Source organism: Deinococcus misasensis DSM 22328, assembly GCF_000745915.1.
Classification (GTDB): Bacteria; Deinococcota; Deinococci; order Deinococcales; family Deinococcaceae; genus Deinococcus_C; species Deinococcus_C misasensis.
In genome coordinates this window covers 108,262-128,277 of the sequence record NZ_JQKG01000006.1, presented here as the reverse complement: position 1 = coordinate 128,277, position 20,016 = coordinate 108,262, and the positions used below count along the sequence as shown (strand labels likewise).

General features: G+C 55.4%; 20 protein-coding genes. 11 read left to right on the top strand and 9 right to left on the bottom strand.

What is annotated here, in order from left to right:
- Nucleotides 1–62: 62 nt before the first annotated feature.
- Complete coding sequence (locus Q371_RS06710; protein ID WP_034337892.1) at nucleotides 63–941, bottom strand: EamA family transporter; 879 nt, start codon at nucleotides 939–941, stop codon at nucleotides 63–65.
- Between the two features lie 363 nt (nucleotides 942–1,304).
- Here Q371_RS06710 and uvrC point away from each other — a divergent pair, with 363 nt between their 5' ends.
- From uvrC to Q371_RS06690, 3 genes are all read left to right on the top strand, one after another.
- A complete protein-coding gene (gene uvrC, locus Q371_RS06700) occupies nucleotides 1,305–3,146 on the top strand; it encodes an excinuclease ABC subunit UvrC (RefSeq protein ID WP_034337886.1) in 1,842 nt (613 codons plus the stop codon).
- Between the two features lie 65 nt (nucleotides 3,147–3,211).
- The gene (locus Q371_RS06695; protein ID WP_034337883.1) at nucleotides 3,212–3,454 is read left to right on the top strand and encodes a hypothetical protein; all 243 of its coding nucleotides are present in this window, start codon (nucleotides 3,212–3,214) and stop codon (nucleotides 3,452–3,454) included.
- Nucleotides 3,455–3,546: 92 nt separating this feature from the next.
- On the top strand, nucleotides 3,547–4,308 hold the full coding sequence (locus Q371_RS06690) for a methyltransferase domain-containing protein (RefSeq protein WP_034337880.1): 762 nt from the start codon (nucleotides 3,547–3,549) through the stop codon (nucleotides 4,306–4,308).
- On the opposite strand, the gene Q371_RS06685 is transcribed toward Q371_RS06690, so the two are convergent.
- Nucleotides 4,293–5,288: a ferredoxin family protein gene (locus Q371_RS06685; protein WP_034337877.1), complete on the bottom strand. Its 996-nt coding sequence runs from the start codon at nucleotides 5,286–5,288 to the stop codon at nucleotides 4,293–4,295. The two genes, Q371_RS06690 and Q371_RS06685, sit on opposite strands and share 16 nt — an antisense overlap.
- A gap of 80 nt (nucleotides 5,289–5,368) precedes the next feature.
- Here Q371_RS06685 and Q371_RS06680 point away from each other — a divergent pair, with 80 nt between their 5' ends.
- The 3 genes from Q371_RS06680 to Q371_RS06670 all read left to right on the top strand — a co-directional run bounded on the left by Q371_RS06680 (nucleotide 5,369) and on the right by Q371_RS06670 (nucleotide 9,163).
- Nucleotides 5,369–6,727, top strand: coding sequence for a DUF2252 domain-containing protein (locus tag Q371_RS06680; protein ID WP_034337874.1), 1,359 nt, complete (start codon nucleotides 5,369–5,371; stop codon nucleotides 6,725–6,727).
- A 15-nt stretch (nucleotides 6,728–6,742) separates the two neighbouring features.
- The gene (locus Q371_RS06675; RefSeq protein WP_034337871.1) at nucleotides 6,743–7,513 is read left to right on the top strand and encodes a sterol desaturase family protein; all 771 of its coding nucleotides are present in this window, start codon (nucleotides 6,743–6,745) and stop codon (nucleotides 7,511–7,513) included.
- A 75-nt stretch (nucleotides 7,514–7,588) separates the two neighbouring features.
- Nucleotides 7,589–9,163, top strand: a complete 1,575-nt coding sequence (locus tag Q371_RS06670) for a tetratricopeptide repeat-containing diguanylate cyclase (protein WP_034337868.1) — start codon at nucleotides 7,589–7,591, stop codon at nucleotides 9,161–9,163.
- A 68-nt stretch (nucleotides 9,164–9,231) separates the two neighbouring features.
- Here the strand turns inward: Q371_RS06670 and Q371_RS06665 are convergent, their stop codons facing one another.
- Nucleotides 9,232–11,049 (bottom strand): arginine--tRNA ligase, encoded by a 1,818-nt coding sequence (locus tag Q371_RS06665; RefSeq protein ID WP_034337865.1) that lies wholly within the window; start codon nucleotides 11,047–11,049, stop codon nucleotides 9,232–9,234.
- 202 nt (nucleotides 11,050–11,251) lie between these two features.
- Here Q371_RS06665 and Q371_RS06660 point away from each other — a divergent pair, with 202 nt between their 5' ends.
- Both Q371_RS06660 and Q371_RS06655 read left to right on the top strand, forming a co-directional pair.
- A complete protein-coding gene (locus Q371_RS06660) occupies nucleotides 11,252–11,683 on the top strand; it encodes a hypothetical protein (protein ID WP_157442572.1) in 432 nt (143 codons plus the stop codon).
- 322 nt (nucleotides 11,684–12,005) lie between these two features.
- On the top strand, nucleotides 12,006–12,389 hold the full coding sequence (locus Q371_RS06655) for an NADH-quinone oxidoreductase subunit 15 (RefSeq protein ID WP_034337858.1): 384 nt from the start codon (nucleotides 12,006–12,008) through the stop codon (nucleotides 12,387–12,389).
- A 53-nt stretch (nucleotides 12,390–12,442) separates the two neighbouring features.
- On the opposite strand, the gene Q371_RS06650 is transcribed toward Q371_RS06655, so the two are convergent.
- From Q371_RS06650 to Q371_RS06635, 4 genes are all read right to left on the bottom strand, one after another.
- The gene (locus tag Q371_RS06650) at nucleotides 12,443–12,913 is read right to left on the bottom strand and encodes a divergent PAP2 family protein (RefSeq protein WP_034337855.1); all 471 of its coding nucleotides are present in this window, start codon (nucleotides 12,911–12,913) and stop codon (nucleotides 12,443–12,445) included.
- On the bottom strand, nucleotides 12,910–13,737 hold the full coding sequence (locus tag Q371_RS06645) for a bifunctional 5,10-methylenetetrahydrofolate dehydrogenase/5,10-methenyltetrahydrofolate cyclohydrolase (RefSeq protein WP_034337852.1): 828 nt from the start codon (nucleotides 13,735–13,737) through the stop codon (nucleotides 12,910–12,912). Before Q371_RS06645 ends, Q371_RS06650 begins: the two co-directional genes overlap by 4 nt.
- Entirely contained in the window at nucleotides 13,734–14,282 is a 549-nt protein-coding gene (nusB, locus tag Q371_RS06640; RefSeq protein ID WP_245618257.1) for a transcription antitermination factor NusB, read from the bottom strand. The genes Q371_RS06645 and nusB overlap by 4 nt, the downstream gene beginning before the upstream one ends.
- Before the next feature lie 67 nt (nucleotides 14,283–14,349).
- The gene (locus tag Q371_RS06635; RefSeq protein WP_034337850.1) at nucleotides 14,350–14,616 is read right to left on the bottom strand and encodes an Asp23/Gls24 family envelope stress response protein; all 267 of its coding nucleotides are present in this window, start codon (nucleotides 14,614–14,616) and stop codon (nucleotides 14,350–14,352) included.
- 116 nt (nucleotides 14,617–14,732) lie between these two features.
- Between Q371_RS06635 and Q371_RS06630 the strand changes: the two genes are divergently transcribed.
- From Q371_RS06630 to Q371_RS06620, 3 genes are all read left to right on the top strand, one after another.
- Nucleotides 14,733–14,990, top strand: coding sequence for a metal-sensitive transcriptional regulator (locus Q371_RS06630; protein WP_034337848.1), 258 nt, complete (start codon nucleotides 14,733–14,735; stop codon nucleotides 14,988–14,990).
- A gap of 325 nt (nucleotides 14,991–15,315) precedes the next feature.
- Complete coding sequence (locus Q371_RS06625; RefSeq protein WP_051963484.1) at nucleotides 15,316–15,663, top strand: rhodanese-like domain-containing protein; 348 nt, start codon at nucleotides 15,316–15,318, stop codon at nucleotides 15,661–15,663.
- Nucleotides 15,664–15,668: 5 nt separating this feature from the next.
- The gene (locus tag Q371_RS06620; protein WP_034338075.1) at nucleotides 15,669–15,968 is read left to right on the top strand and encodes a rhodanese-like domain-containing protein; all 300 of its coding nucleotides are present in this window, start codon (nucleotides 15,669–15,671) and stop codon (nucleotides 15,966–15,968) included.
- Nucleotides 15,969–16,134: 166 nt separating this feature from the next.
- On the opposite strand, the gene Q371_RS06615 is transcribed toward Q371_RS06620, so the two are convergent.
- Nucleotides 16,135–17,769 carry a CoA-disulfide reductase gene (locus Q371_RS06615; RefSeq protein ID WP_034337846.1) on the bottom strand — a complete coding sequence of 545 codons (1,635 nt, stop codon included), beginning with the start codon at nucleotides 17,767–17,769 and terminating at the stop codon, nucleotides 16,135–16,137.
- A gap of 102 nt (nucleotides 17,770–17,871) precedes the next feature.
- Entirely contained in the window at nucleotides 17,872–19,902 is a 2,031-nt protein-coding gene (gene ligA, locus Q371_RS06610) for an NAD-dependent DNA ligase LigA (RefSeq protein ID WP_034337843.1), read from the bottom strand.
- Nucleotides 19,903–20,016: the final 114 nt, after the last annotated feature.

Below are 20,016 nucleotides of genomic sequence, written 5' to 3'. Positions count from 1 at the left end.
TTGTTCATTTTGGCACGAATCCCAGAGCCACACATCCGCAACCTGACCGCCTTGCGCCTGTTTCAGTTCAGCACTTCAGCGGATGTGCTGTTTCTGGAACCCAGCGTGGAGCCGATGCTTGCAGAGATCACACACAGGATTGCCAGCCATTGCAGGGTGTTCAGGTGTTCCTTCAGAAACACCATGCCCAGCACAGCAGCAATGGCAGGCTCAACGCTCATCAGGATGCCAAAAGTGCGGGCAGGCAGGGCTTTTAAGGCCACCATCTCCAGAGAATAGGGCAGTGCGCTGGACAGCACAGCCACCACCAGCCCTGAGAGCAAAACCGCAGGGGAAAACAGGTCTGCACCTGCATGAAAGAGTCCGATGGGAAGCGGCAACAGGCAGGCGATGATCATGCCTCCAGCCACGGCCTGTCTGGAAGACACCTGCTGACTCACCTTCTGGCCCACCACAATATACAGACCCCAGAAGACCCCTGCAGCCAGAGCCCACATCACCCCGATGGGGTCCACATTGCTGCCCGGTGTCCAGGGCGAAATCAAAAGGATTCCCACAGCGGCCAGCAAGGCCCACAGGTAATCCAGCTTTTTGCGGGAACTCCAGACCGCCACACCCAGAGGACCCACAAATTCGATGGTGACAGCCAGACCCAGAGGAAGCCTCTCTACGGCCTGATAAAAAGTCAGGTTCATCAGGCCCAGCATCAGACCGTAAGGCACGATGGCTTTCCATGCTTGCGGGTTCAGTTGTTGCAAGGGCTTGCGGTGAATGACCGCCAGCAAAAGGGCCGCAAGGGTGAGCCGCAAACTGGTGGTGCCCAGAGGTCCAATGGTGACAAAAAGCGATTTGGCAAATGCTGCACCGGCTTGAATGGAAAGCATGGCAGTCAAGGCTGCAGGAATGGGAGGCAACAGGGCTCTGGAAGGGGTTGCAGACATGGGGACCTCTCTGGGTGCTCTGGGGAGCAATTGGACCACTATACCGGATTTGATTGGTGGGTACAGAAATTGGGGCGTTTGTGATTTATGGTCTTTTTTATTTTGTTTGTGAAAGTATTATCTTTATGATTCTAGAGGTGATGGATCTCCATGATCTGGTGCAATTTCACCAATGATGTTGACCGCAATGGAATGTCCTGTACGAAAATTACTTGCTGTGAACTGTCCACTGTAGACTGGCAACTTTTCCGAGCAAGGACCACCAACACACCCTCTCCTGAAATGAAACGTCCGCCTTTGTGCCTACCCTCCACTGGCAGAAGATTTACGTTTCCACCGTAAAAGAACATGTAAAATGAAAAGGTGCGTCTCGACGACCTTCCTGTGTTGCCCACCGAACCCGGCGTGTACATCTTCCGCAAGGAAGACACCATCATTTATGTCGGGAAAGCCAAAGTCCTGAGAAACCGCGTCACCAGCCACTTCAAAGCAGGTGGAAAAAGCGGCAAAATCACCGAAACCGCCACCAGTCTGGATTTCATCACCACCCGCAATGAGATGGAAGCTTTGGTGCTGGAAGCCAACCTGATCAAGCAGCATCGGCCCCATTACAACGTGCTGCTCAAAGACGACAAGCACTATCCCTTCTTGAAACTCACTGCAGAGGCTTACCCCACCCTGCTGGTCACCCGACGGGTCATCAAAGATGGCGGGTCTTATTATGGGCCTTATCCAGACGCTGGCGCAGTGCACAGGGTAAAGAACCTGATCGACGGAATGTTTGCCCTGCGCAAAAACAGCGGTTACCCCATGCAAAAGAAAACCCGTCCCTGTCTGAATTACCACATGGGACGGTGTCTGGCCCCTTGCGTCAACAGGGCCGACAAAGCCCAGTACGACCAGATCGTGGAGGATGTCAAAGCCCTGCTGGAAGGCAAAGTTTCCAGAGTCACCGAATCCCTGAAAAACCAGATGCGCGAAGCGGCCAAGCAGAAGGATTTCGAGATGGCCGGAAAACTCAGGGACCGCATGCAGGCCGTGGAGAAACTTTTCGGCGCAGAGCAGCATGCCATGAGCATGAGTCTGGAAGACCTCGATTTTCTGGGTTTTGCAGTGGCCGGGGAGTACGCCATGGTGCAGGTGTTCCGGATGCGTTCTGGTCGGGTGATTGGCCGGGACAAGCGTTTCCTTTCAGGTGCAGCAGAATCCAGCCCAGAGGAAATCCTGACCGCCTTCTTGCAGGATTACTACACGCAAGTGACCCACATTCCCCCTTTGATCCTGATGCCCACCGAACTGGAAGACGAGAACCTCTGGGCAGATTTTCTGAGCAACAAGGTGGGGCGCAAAATTGAACTGCGCACCCCCCAGAGGGGTGAAAAAACCGACCTGATCGAGATGGCCCAGAGAAATGCCCAAAACAGTTTGGAATCCGAACTGTTGCTTCTGGAAAAACGGGGCGACCATCCAGGTCTGGAAGCCTTGCGGGAAGTTCTGGCTTTGCCAGACCGTCCCTGGCGCATTGAAGGCTATGACAACAGCAACCTGTTTGGCACGCACATTGTCTCTGGCATGGTGGTCTTTGAGGGAGGACGTGCCCGCAAAGGACAGCATCGCAGGTTCAAGGTGCAGGGTCTGGAACACCCAGACGATTACACCAGCATGCGCCAGACGGTGTACCGCCGTTTCACGGGTTCCCTTTCGGACAAGTTGCCTGTGCCTGACCTGATGCTGATTGACGGAGGCCGGGGTCAGGTGAATGCAGCTCTGGACGCCCTGCAAGAAGCAGGCATCAAAGTGCCTTTGATCGGTCTGGCCAAACGCGAAGAGCGGATCATTCTGCCTTCGATTTATGGGGCGCAGTGGTGGCTGGACTCCGGGACAGAGGTGGGCAAAAACCGTGAGCTCCTGCTCTCAGAAACCCATCCTGCTTTAAGGATGCTGATTGCCGTGCGGGATGAAGTGCACAATTATGCCATCACCTACCACCGCAAGTTGCGTGGAGAGAGCATGTTCAAGAGCATTTTTGATGACCTGCCCGGCATTGGCAAGAAACGGCAGGAGGCTTTGCTGGAGCATTTCACAAGCCTGCAAGATCTGGAAGCTGCATCTCTGGAAGAAATTGCAAGGGTGCCGGGAGTGGGCACCGGAGCAGCAAAATCCATCAAGGCATATCTGGAAGGTCTTAAAGAATCGAGTGAGTGAAAGGACAAGATCAACAGGTGTCGCCATTGAGGCACCTGTCAGGATTTTCCTGTTAAACTCTCTTTATGCTGATTTTTGCCAACGTTGCCCTGGAAGCCAATGGTCCCATTGGACTGGATGTGATCAACGTCACCCACATCCAGTTGCTGCGTGATTTGGGAGAAGGTTGCTTGCAGGTGCATCTGTCCAGTGGCCGGATTGTGTACCTCTACGAACACATGGACCAGTTTGTGGAACGTGCCAACCGCTTGCTGCGCCTGATCCACACCGACACCGGAATCACGCTGATGAAGCCCGATTCCTTGTAGAACAAGAAGCACCCCAAGCACTGCCAAGTCTGTACGAAGTGTTACCACCAGAGTGGTAACACTCTCATTTTGGGTCATGCTAACCTGCAGGCATGACCTGGAACCCTGATCAGTACCTGAAATTTCAAAACGAACGCGAAGCCCCTTTCTTTGACCTCATCTCACACCTGAAACCTGCACCAAAGCCCCAGATCATTGATCTGGGCTGTGGACCCGGAACCCTGACCGTCAAACTGCTGGAAGTGTATCCAGATGCGCAGGTTCTGGGGGTGGATGTCAGCCCAGAGATGCTGGTCAAAGCGGCACCTCTGGCCTCAGATCAGGTGCAATTTGCCATGCAGGACCTCAGGGAAACCTCTGGGGCATTTGATGTGGTTTTCTCCCATGCCGTGCTGCAATGGCTGGAAGACCATCCTGGTGTGCTGACCCACATGTGGAACCTGCTCAAACCCGGAGGGCAACTGGCCGTGCAATTGCCCAGCAATTTTGACAGTTTCACCTACCAGACCGCCCGAACAGTGATCCAGAGGGACCCTTACCGTGAGTTTGTGCACCCGAGCGGAGCCCACCGCCATGTGCTGCCTCTGGAACAGTACGCCGAGATTTTGCATGATCTGGGGGGCAAGGACATCCAGTGCTACCAGAAGGTTTACCCCCATGTGGTTGCTGGAGCAGAAGGCATGCTGGAGTGGATCAAAGGCACCCTGCTGGTCCCGATCATGGATCAGCTTCCAGAGCCGCATCGGGACCTGTTTTTGCAGGAGGTGCTGGCCGAACTGAAAACCCGTTATCCGGGCGAAACAGCGTTTTTCGGCTTCAAACGCACCTTGTTTTACGCTCAGAAGCCTTCGTGATGCAGGCTTTCCAGCCGGTACTGGTGGATGTCGGCCAGAGGCACATGGCCTGAGTTGAGGGCGGTTTTTCCTGTGCCTTTGTACGCCACCACCCCTGAGTACAACCCTGTCTGCGTGCTGAGCTCGATGTTCACCACTCTGGCAGGGTTTTTCTGCTGGAATGGTTTGCTGGTGACTTCGCCCTCAATGGCATGAAGTTCCAGAATGCGGTGCTGGTGAATCCAGTCCCAGCCTTGCTGAAAAAACACTTCGCCTTCCAGAATCTGCGCGAAAGGGGGCAAGCCCATCCAGCCCCTGAGTTGTCCCCTGAGCTGTGCAGGATGAACAGAGCGTTCCAGCACCTGCATGGCGGTTTTCTGGTCCAGAAAACCCCACACCCGGCCTTCTGGCAAATCAATCAAGGTGGGTGCGAAGCGGTGCCCTCCGATGTGGCTGGCCCGCCAGATTTGCGTTCCAGCAGGAGCATGCTGTCTGAGGTGCTGGTAGATGGGATACCCGAGTTTTCCACACGCCGAGTCGTGGCTGCCGTGGGTGCACACCAGCATCATCCGCTCAGGAGCATCGATTTCCCATGGCGACAGGGTGTTCCAGTCTTCTTGCAGCAAGGCCACGAAGGCCTCTGGCAGGTTGGCCTCTGCCACCATAAAAGCCTGTGTGTGCATTCCAGAGGGGGTCCAATCCAGACGGGCCACAAACACATAACCTGCTCGGGTGTAATGGGGATCGGAGTTCAGGGCCAGAATGGTGGGAGGCTGTTTCAAAGAGCGCAGGGTTTCCTGGGCCTCCGGGGTCATCTGGTCAAATTCACGGTACAGCTTCCAATCGGCAGGAGGCACCGCCACCACCACCAGAGCATGGGGATGGGGGGCACTCCCGAGGGGATTTTCACCCAGAGCACGGGCGGTCACAGCACACAATGGATAAGCACTCACCGCTTTAACGTACAGGAGCAGTGCAAGTTCCACAAGGGTCAGAAGCACATCCCAAACCGAATGCTGCCACAAGCACAACAGACACGGCACAGGGCAACCTTTAAAATCGTTGACATTGGAGGTTTCCGATGACCACTCAAAACACTTTGAATTTTCACCTCTCCCCTGCTGAGCGCTTGCAGATTGGAAAAGACCTTCGTGCACGGTTTGAGCTGGGTGCACTGGAATCCTTTCAGGTGAACCGCAGCCTTCAAGAAACGCTGAATTTGCAACAGGTTCAGAATGCCGGGCGGCTTGCTGAATACCTGCCCATCCGATACGGACGCATGCTGGAAGACCCTTTTGCCCTGTATCGGGCTTCTGCTGCCATCATGGTCCATGATCTGTCCCACCTTCCCAACTCAGGGGTGACCGTCCAACTCTGTGGAGACGCACACCTCGGGAATTTTGGCCTGTACGCCTCACCAGAGCGGCAATTGATGTTTGACCTGAACGACTTTGACGAAACCCTGCCCGGTCCTTTTGAATGGGACCTGTACCGACTGGCGGCCAGTTGTGCGGTTGCGGCGAAGCACCTCGGATTCAGTGACAGTCTGGCACAGAGCATCACTTTGGCGGCCTTGCGGTCTTATCAGCAGCACATTCAGGATTTTGCAGGTCAAACCCATCTGGAGGTCTGGTACCACCATGTGGATGCTGATCGGGTGCTGGACATCCTGAACCATGCCAGAGACCACATGCAAAAAAGCGTCAAGAAAGCCAACAAGCCCCCTCAACAGGCACTGGAAAAAATGGCTGTGCTGCAGGATGGACAGTGGAAATTCAAGTCAGATCCTCCCAAACTCCAGCCTGTGCAGGAAAGTGAATTGAGGGTCCGTCTGGAACACCTGTTCAGGGAGTATCTGGACAGTTTGCCTGTGGACCGGCATTTCCTGCTCGGAAAATACCATTTTGTGGATGCAGCATACCGCCTGACTGGGGTCAGCAGTGCAGGCAGACAGGTCTACGTGGCCCTGATGCAGGGTCAGGACACCCGAGACACCCTGATCCTGCAACTCAAACCAGCCTTCCCGAGCACCCTGGAAGCGGCTCTGGGGAAAAGCGTTCATGCCCATCACGGAGAACGGGTGGTTTCAGGTCAAAAACTCATGCAGGCCACCAGCGACATCTTTCTGGGATGGACCACTTTCAGGAACAGCCATTATTACGTGCGCCAACTGCGGGACCGCAAGGGAAGCATTGAAATTGAGGACCTCAGTGACAAGGACCTCAAAGAATACAGCGAATTGTGCGCTTATGTTCTGGCCCGAGCCCATGCCCGCTCTGGAGATGCCACCTTGATCTCTGGTTTTCTGGGTGAGGATGATGGTTTTGCAAATGCAGTCACCCAGTTCGCCCTGAAATACGCAGAGGTCAACCAGAGGGATTTTCAAGCCCTGCTGGACGCCGAAAATCTGGGGCAAATTCAGGTGCAACGGGGCATCTGAGCTTACACTGGAAGCATGTTCATCCAGCAGATCAGTGATGCACTGTTCAACATGCCTTTTTTGCAAGCCTGTTTGTGGGGATTGCTCTGGAACGTGATGATTGTGCTGGGCTGTGTGGTTGCAGGAGAGGGGATCATCCGACTGAACCAGAACCATCGGGTGGCAGATGTTCCCCCTCCCTTAACCCGCACAGAAGTGGGTCTTGCCTGCTCCACGGTGCTGCTCAACACCCTGATCACGGCACTGGGCCTGTGGATGTGGCGAAACGGCTGGATTGAAACCTTGCCTGCGACATTCTTCAGGGTGCTGCTGGATTTTGTGGTGTTCTTTCTGGGCATGGATCTGGGGATGTACGTGCTGCACAGGCTTGCCCACCATCCGAAAATCTACCCCTGGGCACACCTGACCCACCACAAATACGAAAACCCGAGGCCCCTGACCCTGTTTGTGCTGAATCCACTGGAAGTGCTGGGGTTCGGGTTCCTCTGGCTCTTTGCCGTCTGGGTTTATCCAGCCACCATCGAAGGCATGGTGGTGTACCTGACCTTCAACGTGATTTTTGGTCTGCTGGGTCATGTGGGCGTGGAACCTTTTCCTGTGGCATGGATCAAAAGACCTGTGCTGAAAGAGATTTCCACCAGCACCTTCCATGCAGAGCACCATCAGGACGCCCACCACAATTTCGGGTTTTACACCCTGCTCTGGGACCGCTTGTTCAAAACCCTCTCCCCTGCCTATGAACAGGACTTTCAGAGGGCGGCTTCCAGAGGCCATGAAAAACCCTAAACAATCCTGCAGGACATTCAAAAAGAATCCTGCAAGAGCCTCTGGTTTAAAGTAAAACCATTACAGGAGGCTCTCATGCGTTCCGATCCCGAGCCCATCATCGAGCAGGCCAGAAAGCTGTGCCACACCGAACCTCAACAAACCCTTCAGTTGCTGCAACCCTTGCTGCCCCATTTGCAAGGCGACCAGAAGGCAGCGGCTTTGCAGGTGCTGGGTGATGCTTATTACATGGTTTCGGATTATCAGAATGCAGTGGAGGCGTTTTACCAGACCATTGCTGCCCAGCCTGAGGACCTCACCATCAGTGCCGAGGCCTACTGGCAGCTGGCCGTGATCCACAATGAATTGGGCGGTTTTGAAGAGGCCATCAACCAGCTGGAACATGTGCTTCGTCTGGGCAATGCAGACCAGAAATTGCGGGCCCTGTACAAGACCTCCTCTGCATACTTTGGGATGGGAGAACCGCACAAAGCCTTGCAGGTGCTGGAAGAGGTGCGGACCAGACACACCGAGTTTGCCGATCCCTGCTGGTTTGAGCAAACCCTGACCCAACTGGCTTACGGGCACCACCAGCTCAGCTTGCTGCCCGATGAAGACATGCACACCCACCAACAGATGGCTCTGGCCTTGCTGGAAGAAGCCGAAGAACGGGCTGTCCGAATCCATTTTCCCGGTCTGGAAGGTCTGATCCACCTCTACAGGGGGCAGATCCTGCAAGCACAGGGGCACTTTGAACAGGCCACCGTTTCCTTCCATCAGGCTCTGGGCATCGCAGACATCATGCATTACACGTGGCTCAGGCTGGAAGCCCTGCTCACCCTGGCCGAAGCTTACCAGAGGGAAAACCAGCATGAGCAGGCCATCGAACTGCTGGACAGCAGCTTGCAGGACGCACAAAACGCGGGCCTCAAAGACAAGGTTGCTCGGGCTTATGAACTGCTTGCCGAGAGTCAGGAGAAACTGGGCGACCAGATTGGAGCCATTGTCAGTCTGAAAACCGCCCACCAGTTGCACAAACGCTTTGCCCATGAGCGGGCCAAATGGTGGGCACAGTCCGTCGAGGCGCGCATGCAACTTCAACAGGCCCTGTTGGAAGCGGAAGTGCACAAACTGCGCTCTCAGGAACTCGAAATCCTGACCGCACAGTTGCATTCTCTGGCCCATCTGGATCCCCTGACCGGGGTCCTGAACCGCAGGGCTCTGGACCTGCACCTTCCGCGCTACCAGAGCCACCCAGCCCCTTACACGGTGGTGCTGCTGGACATCGACCACTTCAAAACCATCAATGACCGCTTTGGGCACCAGACAGGCGATGAAGTGCTGAGGCACCTCGGGCAACTGCTGAAACACCACAGCCGCCAGAGCGACTTGGTGATCCGTTACGGTGGTGAGGAGTTTTTGCTGGTTCTGACCCTGCAGCCACAAAATGCCCATGCAGCTTGTGAAAGGTTGCGCTATGCCATTGCCACTTACCCATGGAACCAGATCCAGCCAGACCTCTGGGTGACCGCCAGCGTGGGCTATGCCTGCTCAGATGACCAGACCCCTGAAGCCCTGATTCAGCAAGCCGACCAGTGCCTGTATCAGGCCAAACACTCTGGACGGAATCGGGTGTGGCCTGCAACAGATGGAGCCTTGAATCCTGCATGATCCTGAATCACCAAATTGCCAAAATGAAACCCCCAGAAGGTTCTGGGGGTTTGTGTAATTGTTCAAGATCACATCTCTGAAGGAACACCAATCCCGAGGGTCCCGAGCACCTGCTCTAAGGTCTTGCGAACCCTGAGCACGATGTTCAGACGGGCTTCACGGAGGCCTGCCTCTGCATCGATGACGCGGGTGGCCGCTTTGCCTTCCTTGTCTTTTTTGTTGTACCAGCCGTTGAGGGCCGTGGCGAGGTCCAGAGCGTACTGCACCACATGGTGGGGACTGGTGTCACGGATGGCCATGTCCAGCACTTCAGGGTAACGGGCCAACACTTTCAGCAGTTCCAGTTCGTAATCGGTGACTTTGCTGTAATCTGCACCGTCAAAACCAATGCCGTTTTCCTGTGCTTTTTTGATGATGGTCGCACAACGCACCGCCGCATATTGCACGTAAGGGGCGGTGTCTCCGTTGAGGGCCAGAGCAGCATCCCAGCGGAAATCGATCTGGCGGGTGGGCTCGGGTTTCAGGATGGTGAAACGCAGGGCACCCAGAGCAACCTTTTCTGCCACTTCTTCAGGATCAACATATGGAGTGGTCCGCTTGGCTTCAAGATCCTTGATGACCGACATGGCACGGGTTTTGGCTTCTTCCAGCACCTCATCGACAGAGACGGTGATGCCTTTGCGTCCAGAGATGGTTTGCCCTTCCAAAAGCACAGTGTTGTAAGACAGGTGGAAGCTGTTCTGGTAGGCTTCCTGATGCCCGGCAATCGCCAGAGCGGTTTTCACCACGGTCTGGGGGAATTCCTGACGGGAGTCGATCACGTTGATCACGCGGGAGGCATGGGCGAAATCGGCTTTTTGACCCTCTGGGTGGGTGGTGTAAAGGGTTTTTCCGCTGGGTTCCTGGGTGAAGGGACGGTAATCCAGCCCTTCAAAGAGGCCAAATTTCCAGAACTGCTGGGCAATGTCCTTGGCGGTGTAGGTGGCCGTTCCATCCGAGCGGATCAGGACCAGCATGGGGTCTTCAAGTCCGGGAATGAAACTGGACACATCCATCACGAAGCATCCTGCATACTTGCCTTCGGTGGGATGGGAGCAGTACGGGCTCTCTTCGAGGATCTTCATGGCTTTGCTTAAGAAGCCACTGCCCACAATGTCGGATTCCCACACCAGAAGGTCGTATTCGGCACCCAGAGCATGGCAGGTTTCGAGGTGGGAACGCACCACTTCTTCAATTTCGGTGCGGAGTTCTCCGGCCTCCAGTTTGTGCATGACCTCTTTGATGCCCGGTTCGAGGTCGGCTTTCTGGGGGTCGGCATTCAGGCGCACGTACAGTTCTCCAAGCCAGTGGTCGTACTTGGGGGTGCCTGTGTACTCGGCCTGATAGTGACCTCTGGCGAACAGGCTTTCTGCGGCCTGTCTACCGGTGTCATCGATGTAATTCTGGATCTCCACAGGGTAACCATTGGCCCTGAAAATGCGGCCCATGGCATCCCCGAGCACCACGTTTCTGAGGTGCCCCACATGCAGTTCCTTGTTGGGGTTGACCGAGGTGTGCTCGATGAGCACCTTGCCAGTTTTCTGCTCTGGGACAAAATCCTCTTCGGTGAGGCCTTTGACGTAACTGGGGACATCCACAAAGAAGTTGAGGTAAGGCCCCACATTTTCAGCTCGGGCAATGCCCACAGGGAGTGAAATGCGCTCCTTGATTTCAGCGGCAATCTGCACAGGATTTTTCTTGAGTGCTTTGGCCAGTTGGAAGGCCACGGGCGTACCGTAGTCTCCGGGCTTGTCGGCGGGTGTGTCCTGAATCGCCACCTCGACATCTTGCCCGTGGTGCGCAATGGCCTGTTGTACGGCGCTTCTCAGCGCATCTTTCAGATTCATACCGGATTATCTTATACCGATTTCGGACTTGCATGATGGATTGTGCGTATGCAGGACACGTGATGGATAAGCCTAAAGTCGCTGTTGATCAAAGTTCACAGGTTGCAGTGGACTGACATTGAGATTTCCCTGAGAACTCCCTGAAGCAAGAATTCAGATCGAAACCGCATGATTTGTTACAAACCGCTGTTATGCTGTCTTCATGAAAAGACTTTTGATGCTCTCTGTATTGGCCGCATCCCTCAGTTCCTGCACCCTGGTGATCTCTGATTTTGAAACCGAAGATGGCCGTCCGGGCAACATCAAAGCGTGGTACTGCCCCACCTACCAGAGAAGCTATGATTTCTCGTTCCAGACGTACGGCAACATCCAGAGCTATGAAGCCATGCTGATTCGCAAAGGGGACGCTGTCAGCCTGAGCAATGCGGTGGGGACCCTCAAGATTTTCCTGTCCAGAGACGACTCTGGAACCTTCAAAAACACCGTGACGGTGAACCAGAACCAGATTGGTGTCCAGGGCATTGTGGTGCGTCCAGAGCACAACATTTATGACCTGTATGTGCGCACCACCTCGGTGGGCGGAGACACCTCCAGTTTCTTTCAGGCAAGCTCTTACACAGCAGACTGCCGCTGAAAGGTGTTGGGCTGGGACTCTGGCAAGCAGGGTAAGCCTAAAGTCGCTGTCAGGTCATGCCAACACAAAGAGCCATCAGCGATCAGCCGTCAGACATAAGGACAGTTTTCTGGATGCCTTTTGACCTGAAAGTCTGAGTGGTTTTCATTTTTTGTCTTTTTGTTTTCTTTTTGCAGAAGCCTCAAGGTGAGCTTTTTGCTGAAAGCTGAGGGCTGAACGCTTTTTCAAGTGACCTGCCAAAAGTCAGACTCTAGGCTGATCCTACTCTGGCAAGGGACGTTCAGCTTGGGAGATAAAGCACAAATGCTATACTCTGGGTATCATGCAAGATACCCAGAAAATTTATGTGCTGTGGACCAACGTTCTTGGCTGGATGCAAGAACTGTCTCAAGAGCTGGGATTGACCTTCGTGAAAGTCTCCGACTTCCCCGATTACATTTATCGAATGGAACGCGGCTACGACCTGCCCACCATCATTGCCAGTGCTTCTGTGCAAAATGCCAGAGGGGAAACCTTGCTGCTGGCGGCGGTGAGCCCCAGACACGTGGAAGACAAAGGCATCAGCCTGCGTCTGCATGGGGGCAGCAAACACTGGCACCTGCATGAACACCACGGTGAACTCTTGGAAGGCAAACGCCCTTTCACCCGTGAACGTTTGAAAGAGCTGCTGGAAAAAGCCCGCGACAGCACCAAATCTGCTGTGTAAACTTGCAAAACAAAACCCACCAGAGCATTTCCTCTGGTGGGTTTTTTGTGGTTTCAGGCCACAGGCACGAAAAACCACTTGAAGCTGAAGTAGCCCACCAGAATCCCGAGGATCAATCCGACCGCCACCTCAAAATAGGTGTGCCCGAGGAGCACCCTGAGGGGTTGGGGGGCAAACCCTTCACGGACCAGTTCGCGGATTTCCACCATCAGTTCGTTGAGGAGTTTGGCCTGCATTCCTGCGGATCGGCGCACGCCTGTGGCGTCGTACATCACGATGCTGGCAAAGACCACCGCCACAGCAAAAACCGGGTGGCCCATCCCGTGGGTGTAAGCCAGTCCGGTGCACAGGGCTGCGACCAGAGCCGTGTGACTGCTGGGCATCCCTCCGGTTTCCATGAACAGACCGGGACGGAACCTGCGCTCAAAGATCAGGGCCAGCAGCACCTTCAACAGTTGTGCAAGCGTTGCAGCAGCAAAGCCCGTCCAGAGCCACAGGTTGCCCAGCAGGTCCGCAAGGTTCATTGTTGTCGTTCGGCGGCCACCACGGTGTTGAGCATCAGGTGGGCCACGGTCATGGGACCGATTCCGCCGGGAACGGGCGTGAGGGCACTTGCGATTTCACGCACAGCAGGGTCCACATCGCCAACCAGTTTGCCGTCTTTGCGGTTGACGCCCACATCCAGCACCACAGCACCGGGTTTGACCATGTCCGGGGTGATGGTTCCAGCACGGCCCACTGCTGCGACCAGCACATCTGCGGTGCGGGCAATCTCTGGCAGGTTGGAGGTGCGACTGTGGGCAACGGTCACGGTGGCATCTCTGGACAGCATCAGGGCGGCCAGAGGTTTTCCCACAATGTTGCTGCGTCCCACGATCACCACATGCTTGCCCGAGAGGGGAATCTGGTAGTGGTCGCACATGGCAAGGATGCCAGCGGGGGTGCAGGGCAGCAGGGCTTCCTGTCCGAGCCAGAGTTTTCCCACATTGCGCGGGTGAAATCCGTCCACGTCTTTTTCAGGGGCAATGCGTTCCAGCACTGTCTGGGCATGGATGTGCGAAGGAAGAGGCAACTGCACCAGAATGCCGTGGGCATCTCTGGACCCGTTCAGGTTGTCGATGAGGGCCAGCAACGCCGCTTCGGTGGTGTCTTCAGGCAGGACATGCACCGTGGATTGCAGGCCAATTTCTCTGGCTTTTTTGTCTTTGAGGCGCACGTAACTGACACTGGCCGGGTCTTCTCCGAGGCGCACCACATGCAAGTGGGGCACAACAGGAAGGTTCTGCATGCGGTCTCGGGCTTGTTGCAGCAGGCTTTCGGCAGCAGGGGCTCCGGTCAGTTCAATCACGCTTCATCCTCCAGAGGTTCTTCGTGTTCTTCCATGTCCGATTCAGCCGAACGGGTTTTCACAGGTTTGGGGATGCTGCCGTCTTGCAGGCCTTTTGCAAGTTTGTCCAGCACACTGTTCACAAAGCGGCCAGAGTCATCGGTGCCGAAACGGCGGGCCATGCGGATGGCGCTTTCAATGACCACCGGGGCGTCGGTCTGGAAGTACAGCATTTCGGTGGCCGAGATGCGCAGCACATTCACATCGGTCTGGGGCATCTGGCTGAAGGTCCATCCGGTGATGCTCATCTGGAGCACCTGATCCACAGCGTCGCGGTTGCTGTCGTAGGTCAGGGCGAGGTCCTGAGCGAATTCCTCGGCCTCGGGGGTCAGTTCCGGGTAGACTTCATGGTCGCCCTGACGGGAAGCCGCCAACACACGGGAGAAGGTGTCTTGCATGTCCTGCTTGCCCTGCTGGGCCTCGAAAATCACCCGGAAGGCAAACTCTCTGGAGTTTCTGCGAGAACCGGTGGGTTGGTTTTTCTGTCTGCGGTTTTGATCTGACACTGTTGGGATCCCTTTCTGACACATCAAGAGTCGTGGACATGTTGTCCACGACCCTGAGACTTGCAAATCACTCGACGACGCTTTGAACCGTGACGTTCACTGCACGGACTTTCAGTCCGGTCATCAATTCTACATTTTCAGCCACCGAACGCTGCACTTCTGAGCAGAGTTTCAGCAGGTTGCTGCCATAACCAATGGTGAGGCCCAGATCCAGGGTCACCTGGTCTTGTTCCCGTTCCACGCGGATGGATTTGGATGGGGACTTCACACCACTCACGTTCTGTAAGGTGAAGCCCGCAATGCCAATGATCACGTCTTTTGAGATGTTGAGCATACGACCTCCCTGTGCTGCCCCAACGGGCGAACCTCAAGTTTAAAACAGTCTATCACTTTCCGTCCAGAGCACCCACACGTCACACTCCATATCCAGAGGGGGTATATAATGGTTTCATGACCGTCGTCCAAGATGAGCAGAAAAAGAAAATCCTCAACCGCCTCAACCGTCTGGAAGGCCAGATCCGTGGCCTCCACAAAATGATTGACGAGGAGAGGTCGTGCACCGAAATCCTGACCCTGCTTTCGGGAATCAAGAGTGCCCTGAGTGCAACCGGTGATCTGGTGATGGAAAAGTACCTCACCGAGTGCCAGGCCTCTGGAGAGGGAAATCCAGCGGAAATCGTCAAGGTGATGAAGCTCCTCAGGGGATGATGCAGGAGGGTAGACACAAAGTCGCTGTTCGGGCGATGCAAACAGAAAGAGCCGTCAGCGTTCAGCCGTCAGCCAGAAGGAAAGTCTTCTTCCAGTCGGTTGAGCTTGCCAAACCTGATGGAGCTTGGCCTTTTGGTCTTGCTGCTCTCGAAAGCAAAAGCCTCTGGATCCGCTTTTCACTGATCCCTGATGGCTGACCGCTGACCGCTTTCTCAGTCGGCCTGCCAAACTTCAGACTTTGCGTTGACCCTGGATGATGCAGAGGGATCAGGATTGACATTATACCCCCTAGGGGTATAATAGGGTTGTTCACAAGGAGCACCCGATGCCCAATCCCTTCTTGCAATGGCTGAAAAACCTCCTCCGCGCCCCTGAATCCATCACCCCTGAACAGGCCCTTGAGCTGCACAAAAAAGGCGCTGTTCTGTTGGATGTGCGCACCCGCCCAGAGCACCAACAGGAACACATCGCCAAAAGCCTGTCTGTGCCCCTCTCCGATCTGGCCGGGCAACTCTCCAAACTGCCCGAGAAACCCCTGATTGTGTACTGCCAGAGCGGAATGCGCAGTGCACAGGCTGCCCGTCTGCTGATGCGCGAAGGCAAACAGGTCTACAACCTGACAGGAGGCATCCTGCAGTGGAAACAGGCCCAGCAACCCACACGGAAAGGATGAAAACCATGCATCAAGACATTTTCCCCAACGAAGTGCAGCACTGGCTGGAACAGGGCGCAACCATCATTGATGTGCGCGAACCCGACGAGTTCAACTCGGGCCACCTGCCCGGCGCACGCAACGTTCCCCTCAGCAGCATTCCCAATCACACCACTTCTTTTCAAACCCCCTTGATTGTGGTGTGTCAGGCCGGAGGGCGCAGCCAGATGGCCAGCGAATACCTCACACAGGTGCTCTCTGGACCCGTGCTGAACCTGATGGGGGGCACCTCGGGCTGGATTCGGGCTGGATTGGCTGTAGAATAAAACCTGACAGGCAAAGAAAGGTCCTCCAGATTCTGGAGGATTTTTCTTTTTGGAACTTCTGAGAAGCCTTCAACAATCTGGAAACCCAGAGTTCAGGAACCTCCACTGAACTCTGGGTTGTTTTGATCCAGCATTGCCTTTTGGGCTTTTTGAGCCGATGGCTGCCTCACACCACCGGAACTTCTGTCAAATCTGGACGGGCAGCACTGAGGGTAGCGTATCCCCCATCCAGATTGCTGACCTCATGCCCGAGTTGTCCCAGCAAACGGGCTGCCACATACCCCCTCTGACCCACCTGACAGTATGCGGTGATGGGGCCTCTGGGAAGCGAGTGGTGTTTTGCACGAAGCTGATTCAGGGGGATGTTGATGGCCCCTTTGATGTGGCCTCTGGCGTATTCCTGAGGATCACGGACATCCAGCAAGACCATCCCAGAGATGATTTCATGCCACTGGATGGTGGGCACCCCTTCCAGCACATTTTCGACCATGTAGCCCAGCATGTTGACCGGGTCCTTGGCACTGCTGAAAGGTGGAGCATACGCCAGTTCCAGATCGCTGAGTTCATCTGCCAGAATGCCCCCTTTGATGGCGGTGGAAATCACATCAATGCGTTTGTCTGCACCGTCTTTGCCCACCGCTTGCGCCCCGTAAATTTCTCGGGTCTGGGGATTGAACACCAGTTTGAGGCTGAGGCGTTCCGCTCCGGGGTAATACCCGGCGTGTGAACCGGGATGGGCGTGCACCACCTGATACGGCTTGCCCGAGTTCTTCAGTTGTTTTTCGTTCAGGCCCGTGCTGGCAACGGCCAGATCAAACACTTTGGCAATTGCAGTCCCCTGATGAAGACCCGTGCGAATGGAACGGCCCGAGATGTGGTCTGCAACCAGCCTGCCATGTCGGTTGGCAGACCATGCGAGGGGCACCAGCGCAGCTTCTCCAAGCAGGTTCACTTTTTCGATGGCGTCTCCAACCGCGTAAACGTCAGGATGGCTGGTCTGGAGGGTGTCGTTCACCAGAATGCCCCCTCTGGACCCGAGGCTCAGTCCGGCTTCTCTGGCGAGGGAGGTCTCGGGTTTGACCCCGATGGCCAGCACAATCAGGTCTGCTGCAAGCTGGACGCCGTTGTTCAGCACCACTGTTTTACCGTTGTCTTCGATGCTTTGCAGGGCTGCGTTCAGGTGCAGTTTGACCCCGTGCCTGACCAGTTCTTGCTGCACCAGAGCGGCCATTTCCGGGTCCATGGGGGCCAGCACCTGAGGTCCGGCTTCCACGAGATGCACGTTCAGACCACGCTCGACAAGGTTTTCGGCCATTTCCAGTCCGATGAAACCTCCGCCAATCACCACGGCTTCTCTGGCCTGTACGCGGTCCAGATGGGCATTGATGCGGTCCATGTCTGGAATGTTTCGCAGGGTCAGGGCGTGTTCGATGCCCGGCAAGGGAGGCCGGATGGGAGAGGCACCGGGACTGAGGATCAACTTGTCATAGGTTTCAGAGGTGGTCTCTTTGGTGCGCAGGTTTTTCAGGGTGACGGTGTGGGCCTCTGGATCGATCTGGACGGCTTCGGTGAGGGTGCGCACATCCAGTTCAAAGCGGTCTTTCAGGCTTTTGGGGGTGTGGAGGAGCAGTTTCTCCCGTTTTTCGATGCTGCCCCCAATGTGGTAAGGCAGACCGCAATTGGCAAAAGAAACGTGTTCGCCACGCTCGATCACCACGATGTGGGCGTTTTCGTTCAGTCTTCTGAGGCGTGTGGCTGCGGACATGCCTCCAGCAACCCCTCCAATGATCATCACTTTCATGCTTCCACTATATACCCTAGGGGGGTATATGAAAAGGGTAAAAATCACAGGTCCCGAAAGACCTGCAATTCATGAATGTGGATTTGAAGTGCTGTCAAAAGCTCATTTGGCGGTTTTTTCAGCAATCAATGCTTCCAGAGCCGTTTCATCCAGCACCTTCACCCCGAGTTCTCTGGCCTTGTCCAGCTTGGAACCGGCTTCTTCTCCGGCCAGCACGTAATCGGTTTTTTTGGTCACACTTCCGGTCACACGGGCACCCAGACGTTCCAGACGCTTTTTGACTTCATCTCTGGGGCGGGTCAAGGTTCCGGTGATCACGAAAGACAGACCAGCAAGTTCTTCTCCTGCGGCTTCGAAAGTGCTCTGAAAGTTCAGACCAAACCCACGCAAACGCTCGATCAGGTCGCGCATGTTCTGGTCTTGCAAAGCGTGGTAGACGCTTTCTGCAATGCGGTCCCCGAGGCCCGGAATGTTGCAGAGATCCTGCTCCGAGGCTGCCAGCAAAGCGTCCAGACTCGGGAAGTGTTTTTCCAGCAATTCTGCGTTTCTGGCCCCCACATAGCGGATCCCCAGACCAAAAATCAGGCGGGCCATGGGCCGGGATTTGCTTTCTTCCAGTTGCTGGAGCAGCTTGGTGGCGTTTTTCTCGCCCATGCGTTCCAGTTTGAGCAGGGTCTCCATGTTCAGGGCATACAGGTCTGCCACGTTGGTCACGGTGCCAGCGTTCACCAGTTGTTCGAGGGTCTTCTCCCCCATCCCGGCAATGTCCATGGCCCCTTTGTGAATGAAGTGCAAAATCCGCTGGTAGGCCTGCGAAGGGCACTCGGGGTTCACGCAGTAGGTGTCGGCATTTTCAGGATCGCGGGTCACTTCGTGGCCACACACCGGACAGTGGGTGGGGAAACGGAAAGGCACAGCCCCCTCTGGACGAAGTTCTTTCACCACACGCACAATTTCAGGGATGACCCCACCGGCTTTGCGCACCACCACGGTGTCTCCGATGTGCAGGTCCAGATCCCGGATGAAATCCTCGTTGTGGAGCGTTGCCCGGGCCACCGTGGAACCCTCCACATCCACAGGGTCCAGCACAGCCAGAGGAGCCAGTTTTCCGGTGCGACCCACATTGATCTGGATGTCCTGAAGCACGGTTCTGGCTTCTTCCACAGGGAATTTGTAGGCGATGGCCCATCTGGGGGCTCTGGAGGTGAAGCCCAGTTCGTTTTGCAGGTCGAAACGGTCCACTTTGACCACACTGCCATCTGCGTCCACAGGGAAGTTGGGACGCTCCTGAATCATCTCGCGGTGGTACTCGGCGGCTTCATGCCAGCCCTGAACCCGTTTGGAATAAGGGTTGGTCTGGAAACCGTGGTCTTGCAACCACTGCAGCAAATCCGACTGGGTCTGGATGGGCAGGCCTTCGGTGCTTCCCAGAGCATAAAAATTCACCTGCAACTTGCGACTGGCCGTCACCGTGGGGTCTTTCTGGCGCAACGACCCTGCTGCTGCATTGCGGGGGTTTTTGAACACCGTTGTGCCCATTTCTTCGGCGTCTGCGTTCAGGCGCAAGAACTCTTCTTTGGTCATGAAGACTTCTCCGCGCACCTCCAGATGCTCAGGGACCCCTTCCAGCTTTCTGGGAATGCCGGGAATGGTCAGGAGGTTGGCAGTCACGTCTTCACCGATCACCCCGTTGCCACGGGTGGCTGCCCAGGTCAGTTGACCATGGTGGTAGTACACGTTGATGCTCAGACCATCGATTTTCAGTTCGCAGGTGTAGGCATAACTCTGGTTGGCTGTGCCCAGCACCCGGTTGATGCGCTCCTCGAAAGATTGCAGGTCTGCGTCATCGAAGGCATTGTCCAGAGAGGTCATGCGGTTCAGGTGCTGGATGGGTGCAAAGGGTGAACGGGCCAGCAAGGCATCGTCCAGTTCGTTGTCGGTGTCGGTGCCCACAGTCTGGGTGGGGCTGTTTTTGGCGATCCACTCGGGATGCTGTTCTTCCAGAGCCCGCAATTCACGCATGAGGAGGTCGTACTCGGCGTCCGGGATGGAGGGGTTGTCTTCGAGGTAATAACGGCGGTTATGCTCCTGAATCTCGTTCACCAGCGATAAATAGCGTTCGTGGGTGCTCATACCCGAGTATTATATTCTGTTTTGAGCGAAAAATCCTCTGGTGGCTGGAGGCGCTTCAGGGTAAGCACAAAGTCTGACTTTTGGCATGTCACTTGAAAAAGCGTTCAGCGATCA